The organism is Nocardioides ginsengisegetis (assembly GCF_014138045.1).
Lineage (GTDB): Bacteria > Actinomycetota > Actinomycetes > Propionibacteriales > Nocardioidaceae > Nocardioides > Nocardioides ginsengisegetis.
Map to the genome: position 1 here is coordinate 2,889,586 of NZ_JACGXA010000001.1, position 13,186 is coordinate 2,902,771.

A 13,186-nucleotide genomic window follows, 5' to 3' on the forward strand; every position below is an offset into this window, starting at 1 on the left:
CGGTCCTGGCCCGCTCGCGTGCCATGTCCGCCGAACCCGGACAGCGAAACCCGGCCGGATCAGCCTGCGAGCCGGGCGACGGCGGCGTCGATGCGCTCGTCGGTGGCGGTGAAGGCGATCCGAACGTGGCGGTTGCCGGCGACGCCGTAGAACGACCCCGGTGCCGCGAGGATGCCGCGCTCGGCCAGCCAGGCCACCGTGGCCCAGCAGTCCTCGTCACGGGTGCTCCAGAGGTAGAGCGAGGCCTCGGAGTGGTCGATGCGGAAGCCCGCGTGCTCGAGGGCCTCGCGCAGCCGGGCCCGGCGCGCGGCGTACCGGGCGTGCTGGTCGGCCACGTGGGCGTCGTCGTCGAGGGCCGCGATCATCGCGGCCTGCTGCGGTGACGGCATCTGCAGGCCGAGGTTCTTGCGGACGGCCAGCAGCTCGCCGACCAGGGCGGGGTCGCCCGCCACGAAGGCACAGCGGTAGCCGGCGAGGTTGGACCGTTTGGAGAGCGAGTGGACCGAGAGGATGCCCTCGGCGGAGCCCCCGCTGACCGACGGGTGCAGCACCGAGACGGGCGAGGCCTCCCAGGCGCACTCGAGGTAGCACTCGTCGGAGACCAGGATCGTGCCGCGCTCACGGCACCAGTCCACGACCTTCTTGAGGTGCTCGACGGGCAGCACCCGACCGGTCGGGTTGGAGGGGCTGTTGAGCCAGAGCAGCGCCGGGGTCTCGGGGCCGAGCGAGGTGAGCGAGTCGGTGGCCACCGCGCGGGCGCCGCACAGCGCGGCGCCGACCTCGTAGGTCGGGTAGGCCAGCGCCGGATAGGCGATCAGGTCGCCCGCCCCGATGCCGAGGTGGGCGGCCATCGAGCCGATCAGCTCCTTGGAGCCGATCACCGGCAGCACGGCGTCCAGACCAAGGCCGGTGACGCCGTGGCTGCGCTCGAGCCAGTCCAGGCAGGCCTGGCGGGTCTCGACGCGCCCGATCGTCGTCGGGTAGCCCGGCGAGTCCGCGGCAGCGCGCAGCGCGTCCTGCACGACGGCAGGGGTCGGGTCGACGGGAGTGCCGACCGAGAGGTCGACGATCCCGTCGGGGTGCGCGCGCGCCGTGGCGGCGTACGACGTCAGGTGGTCCCAGGGGAAGTCCGGGAGCCGCGTGGAGACGAGTGGCCTCACTCGTCGTGCGGCTGCGGCGGGAGCGCCTCGACGATCGGGTGGTCCTTGTCGATCTCACCCATCTTGGCGGCACCGCCGGGCGAGCCGAGGTCCTCGAAGAACCCGACGTTGGCGGTGTAGAAGTCCTTCCACTGCTCCGGGGTGTCGTCCTCGTAGAAGATCGCCTCGACCGGGCAGACCGGCTCGCACGCACCGCAGTCGACGCACTCGTCGGGGTGGATGTAGAGCATCCGCTTGCCCTCGTAGATGCAGTCGACAGGGCACTCGTCGACGCACGCACGATCCTTCAGGTCGACGCACGGCTGGGCGATGACGTAGGTCACCAGTTCCTCCTGAGGGAGCACGTTGCACAACGGACAGACCACCCTGGAGCGGTCGGGCACAGCCTAGTATCCCGTCGTGCCTGTCCCCCCGGAAGCCCACGGTCTGGGCCCGCACGTGGTCGGCCAGCGCGTCGTCGTACGTCGCATCCTGCCCGGCGAGACCGGCCCCTCGGGCGGCCCCGCGATGACGGACCTTCTCGGCATCTGTCTGGCCTGGGGCGACGGCTCCTGCGTCGTGGCTCCCGAGCACGGCGACCCCGTGACCATCCGGCTCGCCGACATCGTGTCCGGCAAGCCCGTGCCTCCGCGGCCCTCGCCGCGGCTGCGGGTCAGCCCCCTCGAGGCCCAGACGCGGGCGCTCGCGCTCTGGCCGGACCTGGAGACCGAACACCATGGCGCGTGGCTGCTGCGGCACTCGCCCACCTCGACGGCGCGGCGCGCCAACTCGGTGCTCGCGTTCGGACCCTCCGGCGTCCACGACGACCTCGACGCCGTCGTGCAGTGGTACGCCGGCCGCACCGGGCGACCGATCGCGGCGGTCATCACTGGGTCGCCGGAGCACGCGTTCTTCCGCGACCTCGGGTGGGGCGCGGAGAGCAACGACGACGACACGCTCTTCCAGCTCGCGTCGGTGGCGAGTGCTCGGCGTGGGCTGGGATCTCGACAGGCTCGATCAACGAAGCCGGCCGTGCTCGAGGAGGACGGCGACCTCGTGGTGGCGCGCATCGGCGACCTCGCCTCCGGCGTGGCGGCGTACGCCGACGACTGGGTCGGATTCCGCAGCATCGAGGTGGCCGAGTCCGCACGCCGGCAGGGGCTGGGCCTGCAGGTGATGGCCGCCCTGCTGGAGTGGGGCGCGGAGCGGGGTGCGCGCACGGCGTACCTCCAGGTGCTGGGCGACAACGCGCCCGCGCTGGCGCTCTATGCCGGGTTGGGGTTCGTGACCCACCACGCCTACCGCTACCTGGCGCCGCCCACCGCCTAGGTGCGCCGGCGCCCGCTCCACCCGGGCAGACGCTCGGAGCCGGCGGTGATGGCCGGCCAGGCGACCTTCATCACCGCGAGCACCAGGACGCCCGAGACGAGCATGCCGGCCACGTTGGCGCCGAGCTGCTCGAGCGAGCCGACGATCTCCTGCCGCTGCCACAGGGCGATGCCGAGGGCGAGGTTGCCGGCGGCAGGCACGGTCGTGACGCTGATGAAGACGCCGACCATGACGTTGGCGCGGTCGATCGCGAGGGCGAGCACCCCGGCCGCGCCGGCGATCAGCGCCACCACGAAGGACCAGATGTCCGGTTTCCAGATGAAGCCGGTGTTGGGTCGCGGCCGGGTGATCATGTCGGGCGTGACCGCCCCCGAGAGGTGGGCACCGACCGCCAGCACCGCGACGACGAGGATCGCGAAGACGAAGCTGAAGAGCAGCAGCCGCAGGCTGCGGTAGACCAGCGACCAGCTGCCCAGCACCACGCCGGCACTGGCCGCGGCGATCGCGCTGAACTCCGGGCCGACGACCATCGCGCCGACCACCAGGATCGCGGAGTCGGTGACCACGGCGATCGCGGCGAGCGCCACCGCGAGCACCAGGAAGACGTGGAAGGACACGGTCGGCTGGGCGCCGTCCGCCGCCTTGGCCTCGACGCCCTCCCAGATGACGGCGTCGTCGGGGTGGCCCGGGGCGAGTGCCTCGATCTCCTCGGCGCGCTCGAACGGCGTGCCGGTGGGTGTACTGACGACGATGCCGCCGCGGCGGTCGAGGCCCGCCTCGTTGAGGCAGTGCAGCAGCACCCCGGCCTTCTCGCGGGCCACGTCGCACTCGATCAGGTCACCCTCGGGATCGAGGCAGGCCCCGCGCTGGACGGTGACGTTGGTGGTCCACCTCCGCTCGCGCAGGAGGTCGAGGACCTCACCGGAGAGGTCGGAGGGCGTGGTCAAACGGAAGTGAACGAGCACGCGCGACACAGTAGGCTGTGCCCGTCCTCCGTGAGGCCTGACAACCCTCGCGACGCGGGGGTCCGTGCGTCCGGCGTCACCGACGAGAGGCCGACGACGAGTCGGCGAAGGTGTGGTGGCACCGCGACTTTGCCCCCGCCCACACCTCCAGGGCTTTCGTGCCTATCTGGAGGTGAATCGCATGTCCCATGGTTTCGAGACGCTCGCTGGCGCTCGCTCCTCAACCACCGAGCGCACCCTGTGTGCAGACCTTTCCTCGGCCACGCCCGGACAGACCGTCCGGTTGCAGGGCTGGGTGCACCGCCGCCGCGAGCTCGCGGCCCTGACCTTCCTCGTCGTGCGGGACCGCACGGGCCTCGCGCAGGTCGTGGTCAAGGACGTCGACCTGGCCGTCCCGCCCGAGGAGACCGCGGTGACCGTGACCGGGCTCGCGACCGCCAACCCGCAGGCGCCGGGCGGGATCGAGGTCACGTCACCCGTGATCGAGGCGCTCGGCGACCCGGCCGACACCCCGCCGGTCGAGCTGTGGCGACCCACCCTGACCGCCGGGCTGCCGACCCTGCTCGACCAGGCGGCCACGACGTGGCGGCACCCCGCCCAGCGGGCCAAGTGGGAGCTGGCCGCGGCGAGCCTGCACGGCTTCCGGTCGACGCTCGACGCCACCGGCTTCACCGAGGTGCACTCCCCCAAGCTCGTGGAGTCCGCGACCGAGTCGGGCGCCAACGTCTTCGAGGTCGACTACTTCGGACGCAAGGCCTACCTCGCGCAGTCGCCGCAGTTCTACAAGCAGGTGCTGGTCGGCGTCTTCGAGCGGGTCTACGAGGTCGGCCCCGTCTTCCGGGCCGAGCCGCACGACACGGTGCGGCACCTCGCGCAGTACACCTCCCTCGACGTGGAGCTCGGCTTCATCGAGGACCACCGCGAGGTCGTGGCCTGCCTGCGCGACGTCGTCGCGGGGATGGTCGCGGCGATCCACGAGCGGGCCGCGTCAGCGGTCGAGCGGCTCGCGATCGACGTGCCGGTCGTGCCGGACGAGTTCCCGGTGCTGCACTTCCGCGAGGCGCTGGAGATCGCCGGCGCACCCGCCGACGAGCCCGACCTGGCGCCGGCGCACGAGCGGGCGCTCGGGGCGTGGGCCAAGGAGGAGCACGGCAGCGACTTCGTCGTCGTCGAGGGCTACCCCACGGCCAACCGGGCGTTCTACAGCCACCCGGACCCCGAGGACCCGCACTGGTCGCGCTCCTTCGACCTGATCTTCCGCGGCACCGAGCTGGTCAGCGGGGCCCAGCGGCTGCACCGGTACGACGACTACGTGGCGACGCTGGCGGAGCGGGGCTATCCGCTCGAGCCCTACGCGTCGTACGTCGACGCCTTCCGCCGCGGCATCCCGCCGCACGGCGGCTTCGCGATCGGACTCGAGCGGTGGACGTCGCGGCTGACCGGCAGCGCCAACGTGCGCGAGGTGACGCTCTTCCCGCGCGACCTGCACCGGCTCGCGCCGTAGGAGGTGTGGCTCAGCCCGCGGGCGTCCCCGTCCGCGGGCCGGGCCACGGCGTGGTGCGCCCCATGTCGAGCGCGCGCTGGGCCACGAACGGGTCGGCCTGGTTGTGCAGCCACGGCCGGCCGAACCAGACGAAGCCGTCGACCAGGGCGTCCGCGAGGTGCCGCACGTCCCGGGGCATCCCGTAGCGGGCGGCGCCCGGCTGGGCGGTCGGCGGGATGCCGAGGGTGACGCACCGGCGCATCTTCTGCGTCGAGCAGGTGCGGGCGTCGTTCTTGAGGCCGCCCGGCGTGGACGGGATGACCTCGCCCCACGTCATGGGCCGGCCGTTCTGGGCGGTGTCGACGATGAAGTGCTTCGAGCCGAAGCCGTCGCGCTTGAGGATGCGCACGATCGCGGCACCGTGGCGGATGTTGCTGCTCGCGCTGTTGTAGTGGGTGGAGTCCAGTGCGAAGCCGCGGGCGTGGCGGATGCCGGTGCGCTTGAGGATCGCGGCGCAGCGCTCGGGGTCGTGCCCCTTCTCGTTCTCGCACCAGTCGGCCGCGCCGGCGTCGATGTAGACGCTGGTGCGTTTGAGGGCCGAGAGGGTCTTCGTGGCGAAGGTCAGCAGCTTGGCCGTCACCGTCCTGTTGGGCGCGCACCACAGGAACGGCCCGTCGGGCTGCATCACGACCAGCGTCGGGGTTTCCGCGATGCCGCGGGCCAGGCCCTTGATCCACGCGCGGTAGCTGGTCCGCTCGGCCTGGCTCGGCGGTCGGTTGCAGGCCTCGTGCTCCCACGGCGCCATCCGGAAGACCGCGAGCTGCACGAGCTTGCTCGGGTCGCCGTCCTGCGAGGCGGCGATGTAGCTGCGGACCGTGTCCTCGATGAGGGCGTCGGGCACGAACGAGCCATACCACTTCGTCCGCGGTCGGAGTGCGACCTTGCCGATGAGGTGCTTCGTGGTGCCCGACGCGGAGAGGTACGGCGCCCACACCTGGTCCTGGGGCCCGTCGTAGACGCCCCAGAGCCGGTTCGCCAGCGGGTTGTGCGGGTTGGCCCTGGCCGGCTTCTCCGGCACCTGCCAGACCTCCCAGCGGGGTGTCGAGCGGGCCGCGGCCGCCGGCTCAGCGGCGAGGGCGCCGATCATCAGGACGGCGAAGAGCAGGGCTGCGAGCTTGTTCATGGTGCTGTCCCGCGCGGGGGGTCGCGGGCTCCTTCCGAGGGCGGCAGTCTCGCAGCGCCCCTCGCGCCGTGTCCGACGAACAGGTCACGAGAAGGACACGGCGCGTCAATTCGCTTATCAACACTTGCTTAGTATGGTTACCGCATGTTGCGCGACCGATGGGACCGTCCGGTGGACGGCGGAAGCTGGTTCGTCCACCACGGCGAGGACTCGTTCGGCGACGCCGAGAGCCGCTGGGAGGCCGACGTCCCGCGGGTGACCCCCAACGACCGGTTCTTCGTCCGCAACCACACCCGTCCCCCGGTGATCGACGAGGGCGCGTGGCGGCTGCTGGTCAGCGGCGACGGCGTGGTCGGCGACACGACGTACTCCCTGGCGGACCTGAAGGCCTTCACCAGCACCACCTACGAGCGCGCGGTGGAGTGCACGGGCAACGGACGCAGCCTCTTCGGCACCCAACAGGGCACGCCCACCCCCGGCACCCCGTGGGAGCTCGGCGCCATCGGCGTGGCCCGCTGGACCGGCGTCCCGCTGCGCACCGTGCTGCGGCACGCAGGCCTGCGCGGCGACGCGGTGCAGGTGATGCCGGTCGGGCTGGACGCTCCCTATGTCGAGGACGGCATCAACCACGGACGCGTACGACGCCCGCTGCCCATCGGCAAGGCGCTGGACGACACGATCATCGCGTGGGAGATGAACGGCGAGCCGCTGCCGCCCGACCACGGCTTCCCCGCCCGGCTGGTCGTGCCCGGCTGGGTCGGCATCGCGAGCATCAAGTGGCTCGGCGAGCTGCGGGTCACGACGTCAGTGGTGGACTCGCCGTGGAACACGCGGTGGTACCGCATGCACGGCGACGACTGGTCCGGCGACCACGCCGTGCTGGACCGAATGCCTCCCAAGAGCGTGGTCGACGTGACCGGCGAGCCGAGCGTGGGGCACCTGACCCTGCTGCGCGGCCGCGCGTGGTCGGGCGAGGCGTCGATCCGGATGGTCGAGGTCAGCACCGACGGCGGCGAGTCGTGGGACGAGGCGCACCTGACCGGCCCCAACGAGCCGTCGAGCTGGGTCGAGTGGGAGCACCCGTGGACCCCGACCGGCGTCGGCCCCGCCACCCTGATGACCCGGGCGACCGACAGCCTCGGCCGCGTGCAGCCGCTGGAGGCGCCGCTCAACGACGACGGCTACCTCTTCGGCGCCGTCGTACGCCGCGTGGTGACAGTCACTTCAGAGGTCAGACGCCGCACGCCGGCGTGAACCGCGGGTCGGCCGGCCCGTCGTGGGTGAGCGCGTCGAGGGTCCAGGAGATCGCGGCGGTGCTCATCGGGATGCGGACGTGCTCGGCCAGGTCGGTCGGACAGGCGTCCTGCAGCGTGATGTTGGTGGTGCGCGGCCCCGCGGCGAGGTAGGCCGAGGTGTAGGGCACGACGACCTCGTCGTAGCGGGTGGTGATCTGGGTGTAGCTGACCTGGCCGGGCGTCTCGTCACCGGCGTTGAGCCGGCGCAGGAAGGGCGAACCGGCTGACTGCTGGTCGCAGGCGACGCAGAAACCGCCCGTGCCGGAGCCACCGCCCGAGCCCGAGCCGCCCGGGACCACGGTCGACCCGTGGTTGGACGGGGAGAGCCCGACCAGGTCATCCACGACGGCGTCACCGCCGAGGAACTTGATGTAGTAGCGCGGCATCATGCCGCCCTGGGAGTGCCCGACCATCGAGACCTTGCTGGCCCCGGTCGCGTCGAGCACCTTCTGCGTGAAGCGCTTGAGCTGGCGTGCGGAGTCGGCGATCGGGCCGGTGCCGCGGTTGCCGTAGTCGAGGGAGAAGACGCAGAAGCCCCGGTCGACCATGGCGGCCGAGAGGTCGTCGAGGAGGCTCTTCCGGTCGCCGAACGTCCCGTGCACGATGATCACCGGCTCCGGCCGCTGCGTCGTCGGTCGGCAGGACCAGTCGTTGGCGCCGGTCGGCTCGCCGAAGGGGTTGGTCGGGTAGGCCGGGTCGGCCACGCTCATGAGGGGCAGCACGATCACGATCAGGATGGCCAGTCCGAGAGCTGCGATCCACGTCCTCATGCGGGCCCAACGAGCCACGCGGGTCCCGGGTCACGGGCTACTTGCAGATCACCGTGTCGCTGGGGATGTAGTGGGTGTGGAAGGTCTCCTGGTGGTCGAGCGCGGACTGGCCGACCTTCCGGAAGTAGCGGACGACGTCGATGTCGAAGCCGTCGTAGCCCTCGTTGGGGTAGCAGTCCTTCGTGTGCAGGGTGCGGGTCTTCGGCGGCACGAAGTGGTAGCGGTCGCCGGTGGTCGTGGTGATGTCCCAGACCTTGGTGGACCACATGCTGACGGTCACGACGCCCTGGCTGGTGGGGGTGCTCGGCGTGACGTGGGCGCTGATGAGGACGCCGTACGGCGTGTCGTTGGTGAACCGCAGGTCGACCGAGCCCCAGGCGACGGTGGCCTCCCGGCCGACCGGGTAGCGGTCGATGTAGAAGGAGTGCGGCTTGTGCTCGACGTCCTTGAGCCCGGCGAAGAACATCGCGTTGAACGTCGTGGTGGCCATCTGGGAGACGCCGCCGCCGAGATCCTCGGCGAAGATGCCGTTGCTGATGATGAAGCCCTCGGTGAAGCCGTTGGCGCGGGTCCGCTCCCCCACGGTCTTGTTGAGGGAGAACGTCTGGCCGGGCTTGAGGACGGTGCCGTCGACGAGCTCGGCGGCGCGGCCGATGTTGACGTTGCGGTACTCCGCGTAGGGGTAGTAGGTCGTGAACGTCGAGATCTGCTGCTTGATCCCGAGCTTGCGGGCGTCCTTCGTGGTGAAGGCGGCCCGGGCGACGGTGGCCTTCACCTTCATCTCGCGCTTGCCGTCGGGCCGGGTGACCAGGGAGAGGAAGGCGTCGGTGACGTCGGAGGGGTGGAACGTGACGCCGGGCTTGTCGGGGATGACCCGCGGCCTGCCGTTGACCAGCGCGACGGTCGCGGGGACGGGGGCGCCGTGGTCGCTGATGGCCCGGTCGACGAGCTTGATCAGCTTCTTCTCGTCGACGGTCGGCTCGAGCCTGCCGTCGTGGGGCTCCAGGGCGAGCGCGTCGGCGTAGTCGCGCGGCTGCAGCCGGATGCTGGCGTCGCCGAAGTCGAGGGTGACGGCGCTGGAGAGGGCCGGGTTGGCGAAGCTGTCGAGCGCCTTCTGGACATCGGCGTTGTCGACGTCGGGCTGCACCTGGTGGAGCGCCACCTCGACACCCTCGTCGGCCAGCTCGGTGAGGTAGGCGTCCTCGACCTGCTGCGCTGCCTCCTGCGGGTCGATCGCGAGGCCGGGGCGGGCGGAGGTCGTGACGATCTTGCCGTCCTTGAACGAGACCGTGCCGTCGACGGGGTGGTGGCCGGTCGTCGCGGCCAGGTTGGTCATCGCCTGGGTCAGGGCGGCGGTGTCGACGGCCAGTTCCGGCGCGTGGTCGCCGCCGGCGGTGTAGTAGTCCCACAGGTGGGAGGGGCGCCAGCTCCGCTCGCCGCCGGCCGCTGCGACGCTGGCGGCGTAGTCGACCCCGAGGCCGATCTGGCTCGGCACGAGCTCGACGGGCTGGCCCCCGACGGTGACCGTGATCGGCGCGTCGACGCGGTCGGCGAGGCCGTCGCGGAGCGTCTGCTCGGCGACCACGGGCCGCAGCCCGCCGACGCGGACACCGGCGATCTCGGCGCCCTGGGGCAGCTTGTTGCCGGCGAAGGCGTACGCCGCGGCGTACCCTCCCGCGACCAACAGGACGAGGACCAGCAGCATGACCAGGACGACCTTGCCGCCCTCGCTCTCGCGCTCCTGGTCCATGCCGCAATCCTAGGGAGCGGGGTCGTCCGCGACCGGGCGCACGCGCCGGGGGCCGCGGGTCGTGGCGAGGCCGACGAGCAGGACGAAGAGGGCGAACCCGATGACGACGTACCCCTGGGTGTCGGTGCCGATCGCGTAGTCACCCTCGGGCCGCTGCGGGACCAGGTAGGCCACCATCAGCGCGAAGCCGACCGCGAACGCGAGGCGGCGCCACCAGCCGGGCGGCAGTGCCGCGAGGGCCGCCAGCGTGGCCGCGACGGCGAGCCCGAGGCCCCACCACAGCTCGTGGAGGGCGACCGCGCACAGGCCGGTGGCCGCGCCGACGGCCAGGAGGCCGACCGCGACCGGGAGCTTGACCATCACACCCCGGCGAAGAGGTCCGTCTCGAGGCCGTCCTCGCCGACCGGGCCGGGCGTGCCCTTGGCGATCCGGTAGAACTCGATGCCCCAGGCGGTCGTGCCGACGTTGTTGGAGAGCGCGAAGAACGGCCCGTCGACGGCGATCTGGGTGGCGTGGGCGGCGAGGGCGGCCATCTTGCGGTCGACGTACTCCTGGGCGTCGACGGCGGCCGAGAGGTCCTCGTCGGGGATCACGAAGAACGGCATCGGGCCGTCGGGGTCCATGCCCTCGAAGCTCGTGGTGTCGCCGGCGGCGCGGATGGCGCGCAGGCCCTCGCGCATCCGGGACTCCGACATGGCGCCCCAGTAGATCTTGGCGATGTCCCAGGGCGCGCCGAGGTCCTTGCGGTAGGACGGGATGGCGGCCAGCTGCGCGGCGTACATCGCGACGCGGTGGGCCTGGATGTGGTCGGGGTGGCCGTAGCCGCCGAACTGGTCGTAGGTCACCAGCACCTGCGGGCGGACCTCGCGGATCACCGTGACGAGGTGGTCGGCGGCCTCGGTGAGGTCGGCATGCCAGAAGGCGTTGTCGTGGACGTCGTCGGCAGCGACCGCGTGGCCGTCCTCGTGCCACTTCATGCCGGAGTCGCGGTAGGTGCCGAAGCCGCCCAGGAAGCGGTGGTCGGTGACGCCGAGCTCCTTCATCGCCGCCTCGAGCTCGCCGCGACGGTGCTCACCGAGCCCGTCCTCCTTGTCGGCGGCGAGGTGCTCGAGCTCGGGCACGAGGATCTCGCCCATCTCGCCCGCCGTGCAGGTCACGAGCGTCACGTCGCGGCCCTCGGCGACGTACTTCGCCATCGTCGCGCCCTGGCCGATCGACTCGTCGTCGGGGTGGGCGTGCACGAGCAGGAGGCGGTGGTCGGCGGTCATGGTCGCCAGCCTAATGGGCGCGTTCAGGGCCGCTTGATCCGCTTGGGGGCGGTCGGCAGGACCAGCGGGGGCGCCGGCGGGGTGGCCGGGTCGTGGTCGGGGTGGTCGAGCCACCCGTCGTACTCGTCGATCAGCACGTCGAGGACCAGCTCCGGAGCGTCCGTCGTGACCGCCCACGGGTGGTCCTCGTCGTCGTCCTCGCCCGCCAGCCGTTCGCGGGCGAGGTCGGCCTGGAAGCCGTCCCGCACCAGCCGCGCCACGACCGCCCGGGCGTCGTCCTCGTCGAAGAAGATGCCGCGCATCAGGCAAGTATGGCGCGCAGCTCCGGCAGGAACGGCAGGTCGGAGTCGAGCCACGGCACGTCGTCGAGCTCGGCGAGGCTGAGCCAGCGGATCAGGTCGTGCTCGGCCGGCGTCGGCTCACCGTCGGCCAGCGTCGCGCGGGCGACGATCAGCACGTGGGTGTTGGCGATCTTCGCCTCCCCCTCGAGCCAGTGGTCGACGGTGATCGCGCAGCCGAGCTCCTCCTGGATCTCGCGGACGATCGCCTCCTCCGTGGACTCCCACGGCTCCACCTTCCCGCCCGGGAACTCCCACCGCCCCGCGGCGGACGGGGGCGTGACGCGGCGTGCCGCGAGCACCCGGTCGTCCCGGATGATCGCGGCACCCACCACGAGTCTCGTCACGCGTGTCCTTGTCTCAGTGCGTCGGCGGCGGGGGCGGCGGCGGGTCGTCGGCCGGCGGGGGCGGCGGGTCGTCGGACGGCGGGGGCGGGGGCGGAGTGCCTCCCCCACCCGTCGGCGGCGCGACGGTCTTGAGCTTCTGCCACGGCGACTTGCCGGCGATGTTGCCGCCGCCGGGAGCGACCGTGATCCGCCAGTAGCTGCGGCCGACCTTGGTCGAGACCGCACCGATCGAGTAGCGACCGTCGTTGCCGGTCGAGCCCTTCTTGATGCTCACCCAGTGCGTGCCCGCCCAGCGCTGGAGCGTGATCCCTGCGTGCCGCGCCGGCAGGATGCGCCCGCGCAACGTGAAGGAGTGCCCCTTGGTGACCGTGGCGTTCACGAAGCCGCCCGTCACGAAGGGCCGGACCAGGATGGTGAGAAGCCGGCTCGAGGCCTCGTACGCCGTGGTGCCGGCGTAGGACAGCTTCAGCGCACTGCTGACGAAGGGACGCACCTTGAAGTCGTAGTTGCCGCTCGAGCCCACCTTGGGCCTGGCGACCGTGCCCCACTTCTTCTCCGACAGCTTGCGGGACTGGATCTTGAGCTGACCGGCCATCCCCGTGCCCTCGAAGCGCTTGCGCAGCTCGGCGGTCAGGGGCAGGCGCTTGCCCGCGATGATCGTGATCTTCTTGGGCGTCTTCTTGTCGTTCTCGAACTTGGTGCTCGTCGCGAATGCCTCGAAGTCATAGGTCTTCGAGCTCTTGGCGGTCTCTACCTGCAGCCCATCCAGGTAGAACGGGTTACCGTCGCAGCCGTAGGCGAAGCCGAGCCACGCACCACTTCCGTCACCACCGTGGGCGGTGATGAAGCCAGCGATCCCCTGGTTCGCGGCGTCCTGGTCGGCCACACCGTCCGTGTAGTGCCTCCACTGGTACGTCAGTCCTGCCGCGTTGACAACACGCCATCCCTGTGACGCCTGTGCGGGAACGAAGACCTTGCCACGCCAGACGCCGTCGAGTCCGGGCTGCACGTAGGTGACAACGCCCTGCCCTTGGACCCCGGCGTCCGTGGAGTAGACGGAGACCCGCAGCGACTTCAGGCTCGTCGGATCCTGCACATGCAGCATGGGCCCGGCAGCGAAGCCGTCAGCGGTCACCCAGCCGACCGAGCGACTTCCCAAAGGGGCACGTCCTGGCCCCTTCGCAACCTTGAACGCGGGCGGAGACGAGGGTGCCGCGGACGGGTCCAGGCAGTCCTGCGAGGCCAACCTGAGAGAAGCAGCAGCGAGGTGGTTCCCCTCGACGTTCGTTGGCGCCGTCGCGGACTGCGCCGGAAGCATC

At 71.5% G+C, this 13,186-nt stretch carries 14 protein-coding genes; 3 read left to right on the plus strand and 11 right to left on the minus strand.

The window, feature by feature from the left end; genetic code table 11:
- Positions 1 to 59: 59 nt before the first annotated feature.
- The gene (gene dapC, locus FB382_RS13930; protein WP_182540033.1) at positions 60 to 1,160 is read right to left on the minus strand and encodes a succinyldiaminopimelate transaminase; all 1,101 of its coding nucleotides are present in this window, start codon (positions 1,158 to 1,160) and stop codon (positions 60 to 62) included.
- Entirely contained in the window at positions 1,157 to 1,483 is a 327-nt protein-coding gene (gene fdxA / locus FB382_RS13935; RefSeq protein WP_125037985.1) for a ferredoxin, read from the minus strand. Before fdxA ends, dapC begins: the two co-directional genes overlap by 4 nt.
- 76 nt (positions 1,484 to 1,559) lie before the next feature.
- On the opposite strand from fdxA, the gene FB382_RS13940 reads away from it, so the two are divergent.
- Complete coding sequence (locus FB382_RS13940) at positions 1,560 to 2,468, plus strand: GNAT family N-acetyltransferase (RefSeq protein WP_182540034.1); 909 nt, start codon at positions 1,560 to 1,562, stop codon at positions 2,466 to 2,468.
- On the opposite strand, the gene FB382_RS13945 is transcribed toward FB382_RS13940, so the two are convergent.
- Positions 2,465 to 3,433 (minus strand): DUF389 domain-containing protein, encoded by a 969-nt coding sequence (locus FB382_RS13945; protein WP_182540036.1) that lies wholly within the window; start codon positions 3,431 to 3,433, stop codon positions 2,465 to 2,467. The genes FB382_RS13940 and FB382_RS13945 overlap by 4 nt on opposite strands.
- Before the next feature lie 181 nt (positions 3,434 to 3,614).
- On the opposite strand from FB382_RS13945, the gene aspS reads away from it, so the two are divergent.
- Positions 3,615 to 4,937: an aspartate--tRNA(Asn) ligase gene (gene aspS / locus FB382_RS13950; RefSeq protein ID WP_182540039.1), complete on the plus strand. Its 1,323-nt coding sequence runs from the start codon at positions 3,615 to 3,617 to the stop codon at positions 4,935 to 4,937.
- 10 nt (positions 4,938 to 4,947) lie between these two features.
- On the opposite strand, the gene FB382_RS13955 is transcribed toward aspS, so the two are convergent.
- Complete coding sequence (locus FB382_RS13955) at positions 4,948 to 6,099, minus strand: glycoside hydrolase family 6 protein (RefSeq protein WP_182540041.1); 1,152 nt, start codon at positions 6,097 to 6,099, stop codon at positions 4,948 to 4,950.
- A 144-nt stretch (positions 6,100 to 6,243) separates the two neighbouring features.
- On the opposite strand from FB382_RS13955, the gene FB382_RS13960 reads away from it, so the two are divergent.
- Positions 6,244 to 7,353: a sulfite oxidase gene (locus FB382_RS13960; protein WP_182540043.1), complete on the plus strand. Its 1,110-nt coding sequence runs from the start codon at positions 6,244 to 6,246 to the stop codon at positions 7,351 to 7,353.
- On the opposite strand, the gene FB382_RS13965 is transcribed toward FB382_RS13960, so the two are convergent.
- The 7 genes from FB382_RS13965 to FB382_RS13995 are packed head-to-tail and all read right to left on the minus strand — an operon-like array spanning position 7,331 to position 12,972.
- Positions 7,331 to 8,164 carry an esterase/lipase family protein gene (locus tag FB382_RS13965; RefSeq protein ID WP_182540044.1) on the minus strand — a complete coding sequence of 278 codons (834 nt, stop codon included), beginning with the start codon at positions 8,162 to 8,164 and terminating at the stop codon, positions 7,331 to 7,333. The genes FB382_RS13960 and FB382_RS13965 overlap by 23 nt on opposite strands.
- Positions 8,165 to 8,201: 37 nt before the next feature.
- Complete coding sequence (locus FB382_RS13970) at positions 8,202 to 9,914, minus strand: VanW family protein (protein WP_182540046.1); 1,713 nt, start codon at positions 9,912 to 9,914, stop codon at positions 8,202 to 8,204.
- A 9-nt stretch (positions 9,915 to 9,923) separates the two neighbouring features.
- Entirely contained in the window at positions 9,924 to 10,274 is a 351-nt protein-coding gene (locus tag FB382_RS13975; protein ID WP_182540048.1) for a hypothetical protein, read from the minus strand.
- Positions 10,274 to 11,182 (minus strand): N-acetyl-1-D-myo-inositol-2-amino-2-deoxy-alpha-D-glucopyranoside deacetylase, encoded by a 909-nt coding sequence (mshB, locus tag FB382_RS13980; protein ID WP_182540050.1) that lies wholly within the window; start codon positions 11,180 to 11,182, stop codon positions 10,274 to 10,276. Before mshB ends, FB382_RS13975 begins: the two co-directional genes overlap by 1 nt.
- 23 nt (positions 11,183 to 11,205) lie before the next feature.
- Positions 11,206 to 11,484 carry a hypothetical protein gene (locus FB382_RS13985; RefSeq protein WP_125037995.1) on the minus strand — a complete coding sequence of 93 codons (279 nt, stop codon included), beginning with the start codon at positions 11,482 to 11,484 and terminating at the stop codon, positions 11,206 to 11,208.
- The gene (locus FB382_RS13990) at positions 11,484 to 11,867 is read right to left on the minus strand and encodes a (deoxy)nucleoside triphosphate pyrophosphohydrolase (protein WP_343055610.1); all 384 of its coding nucleotides are present in this window, start codon (positions 11,865 to 11,867) and stop codon (positions 11,484 to 11,486) included. Before FB382_RS13990 ends, FB382_RS13985 begins: the two co-directional genes overlap by 1 nt.
- Before the next feature lie 13 nt (positions 11,868 to 11,880).
- Complete coding sequence (locus FB382_RS13995; protein ID WP_182540052.1) at positions 11,881 to 12,972, minus strand: hypothetical protein; 1,092 nt, start codon at positions 12,970 to 12,972, stop codon at positions 11,881 to 11,883.
- Positions 12,973 to 13,186 lie beyond the last annotated feature (214 nt).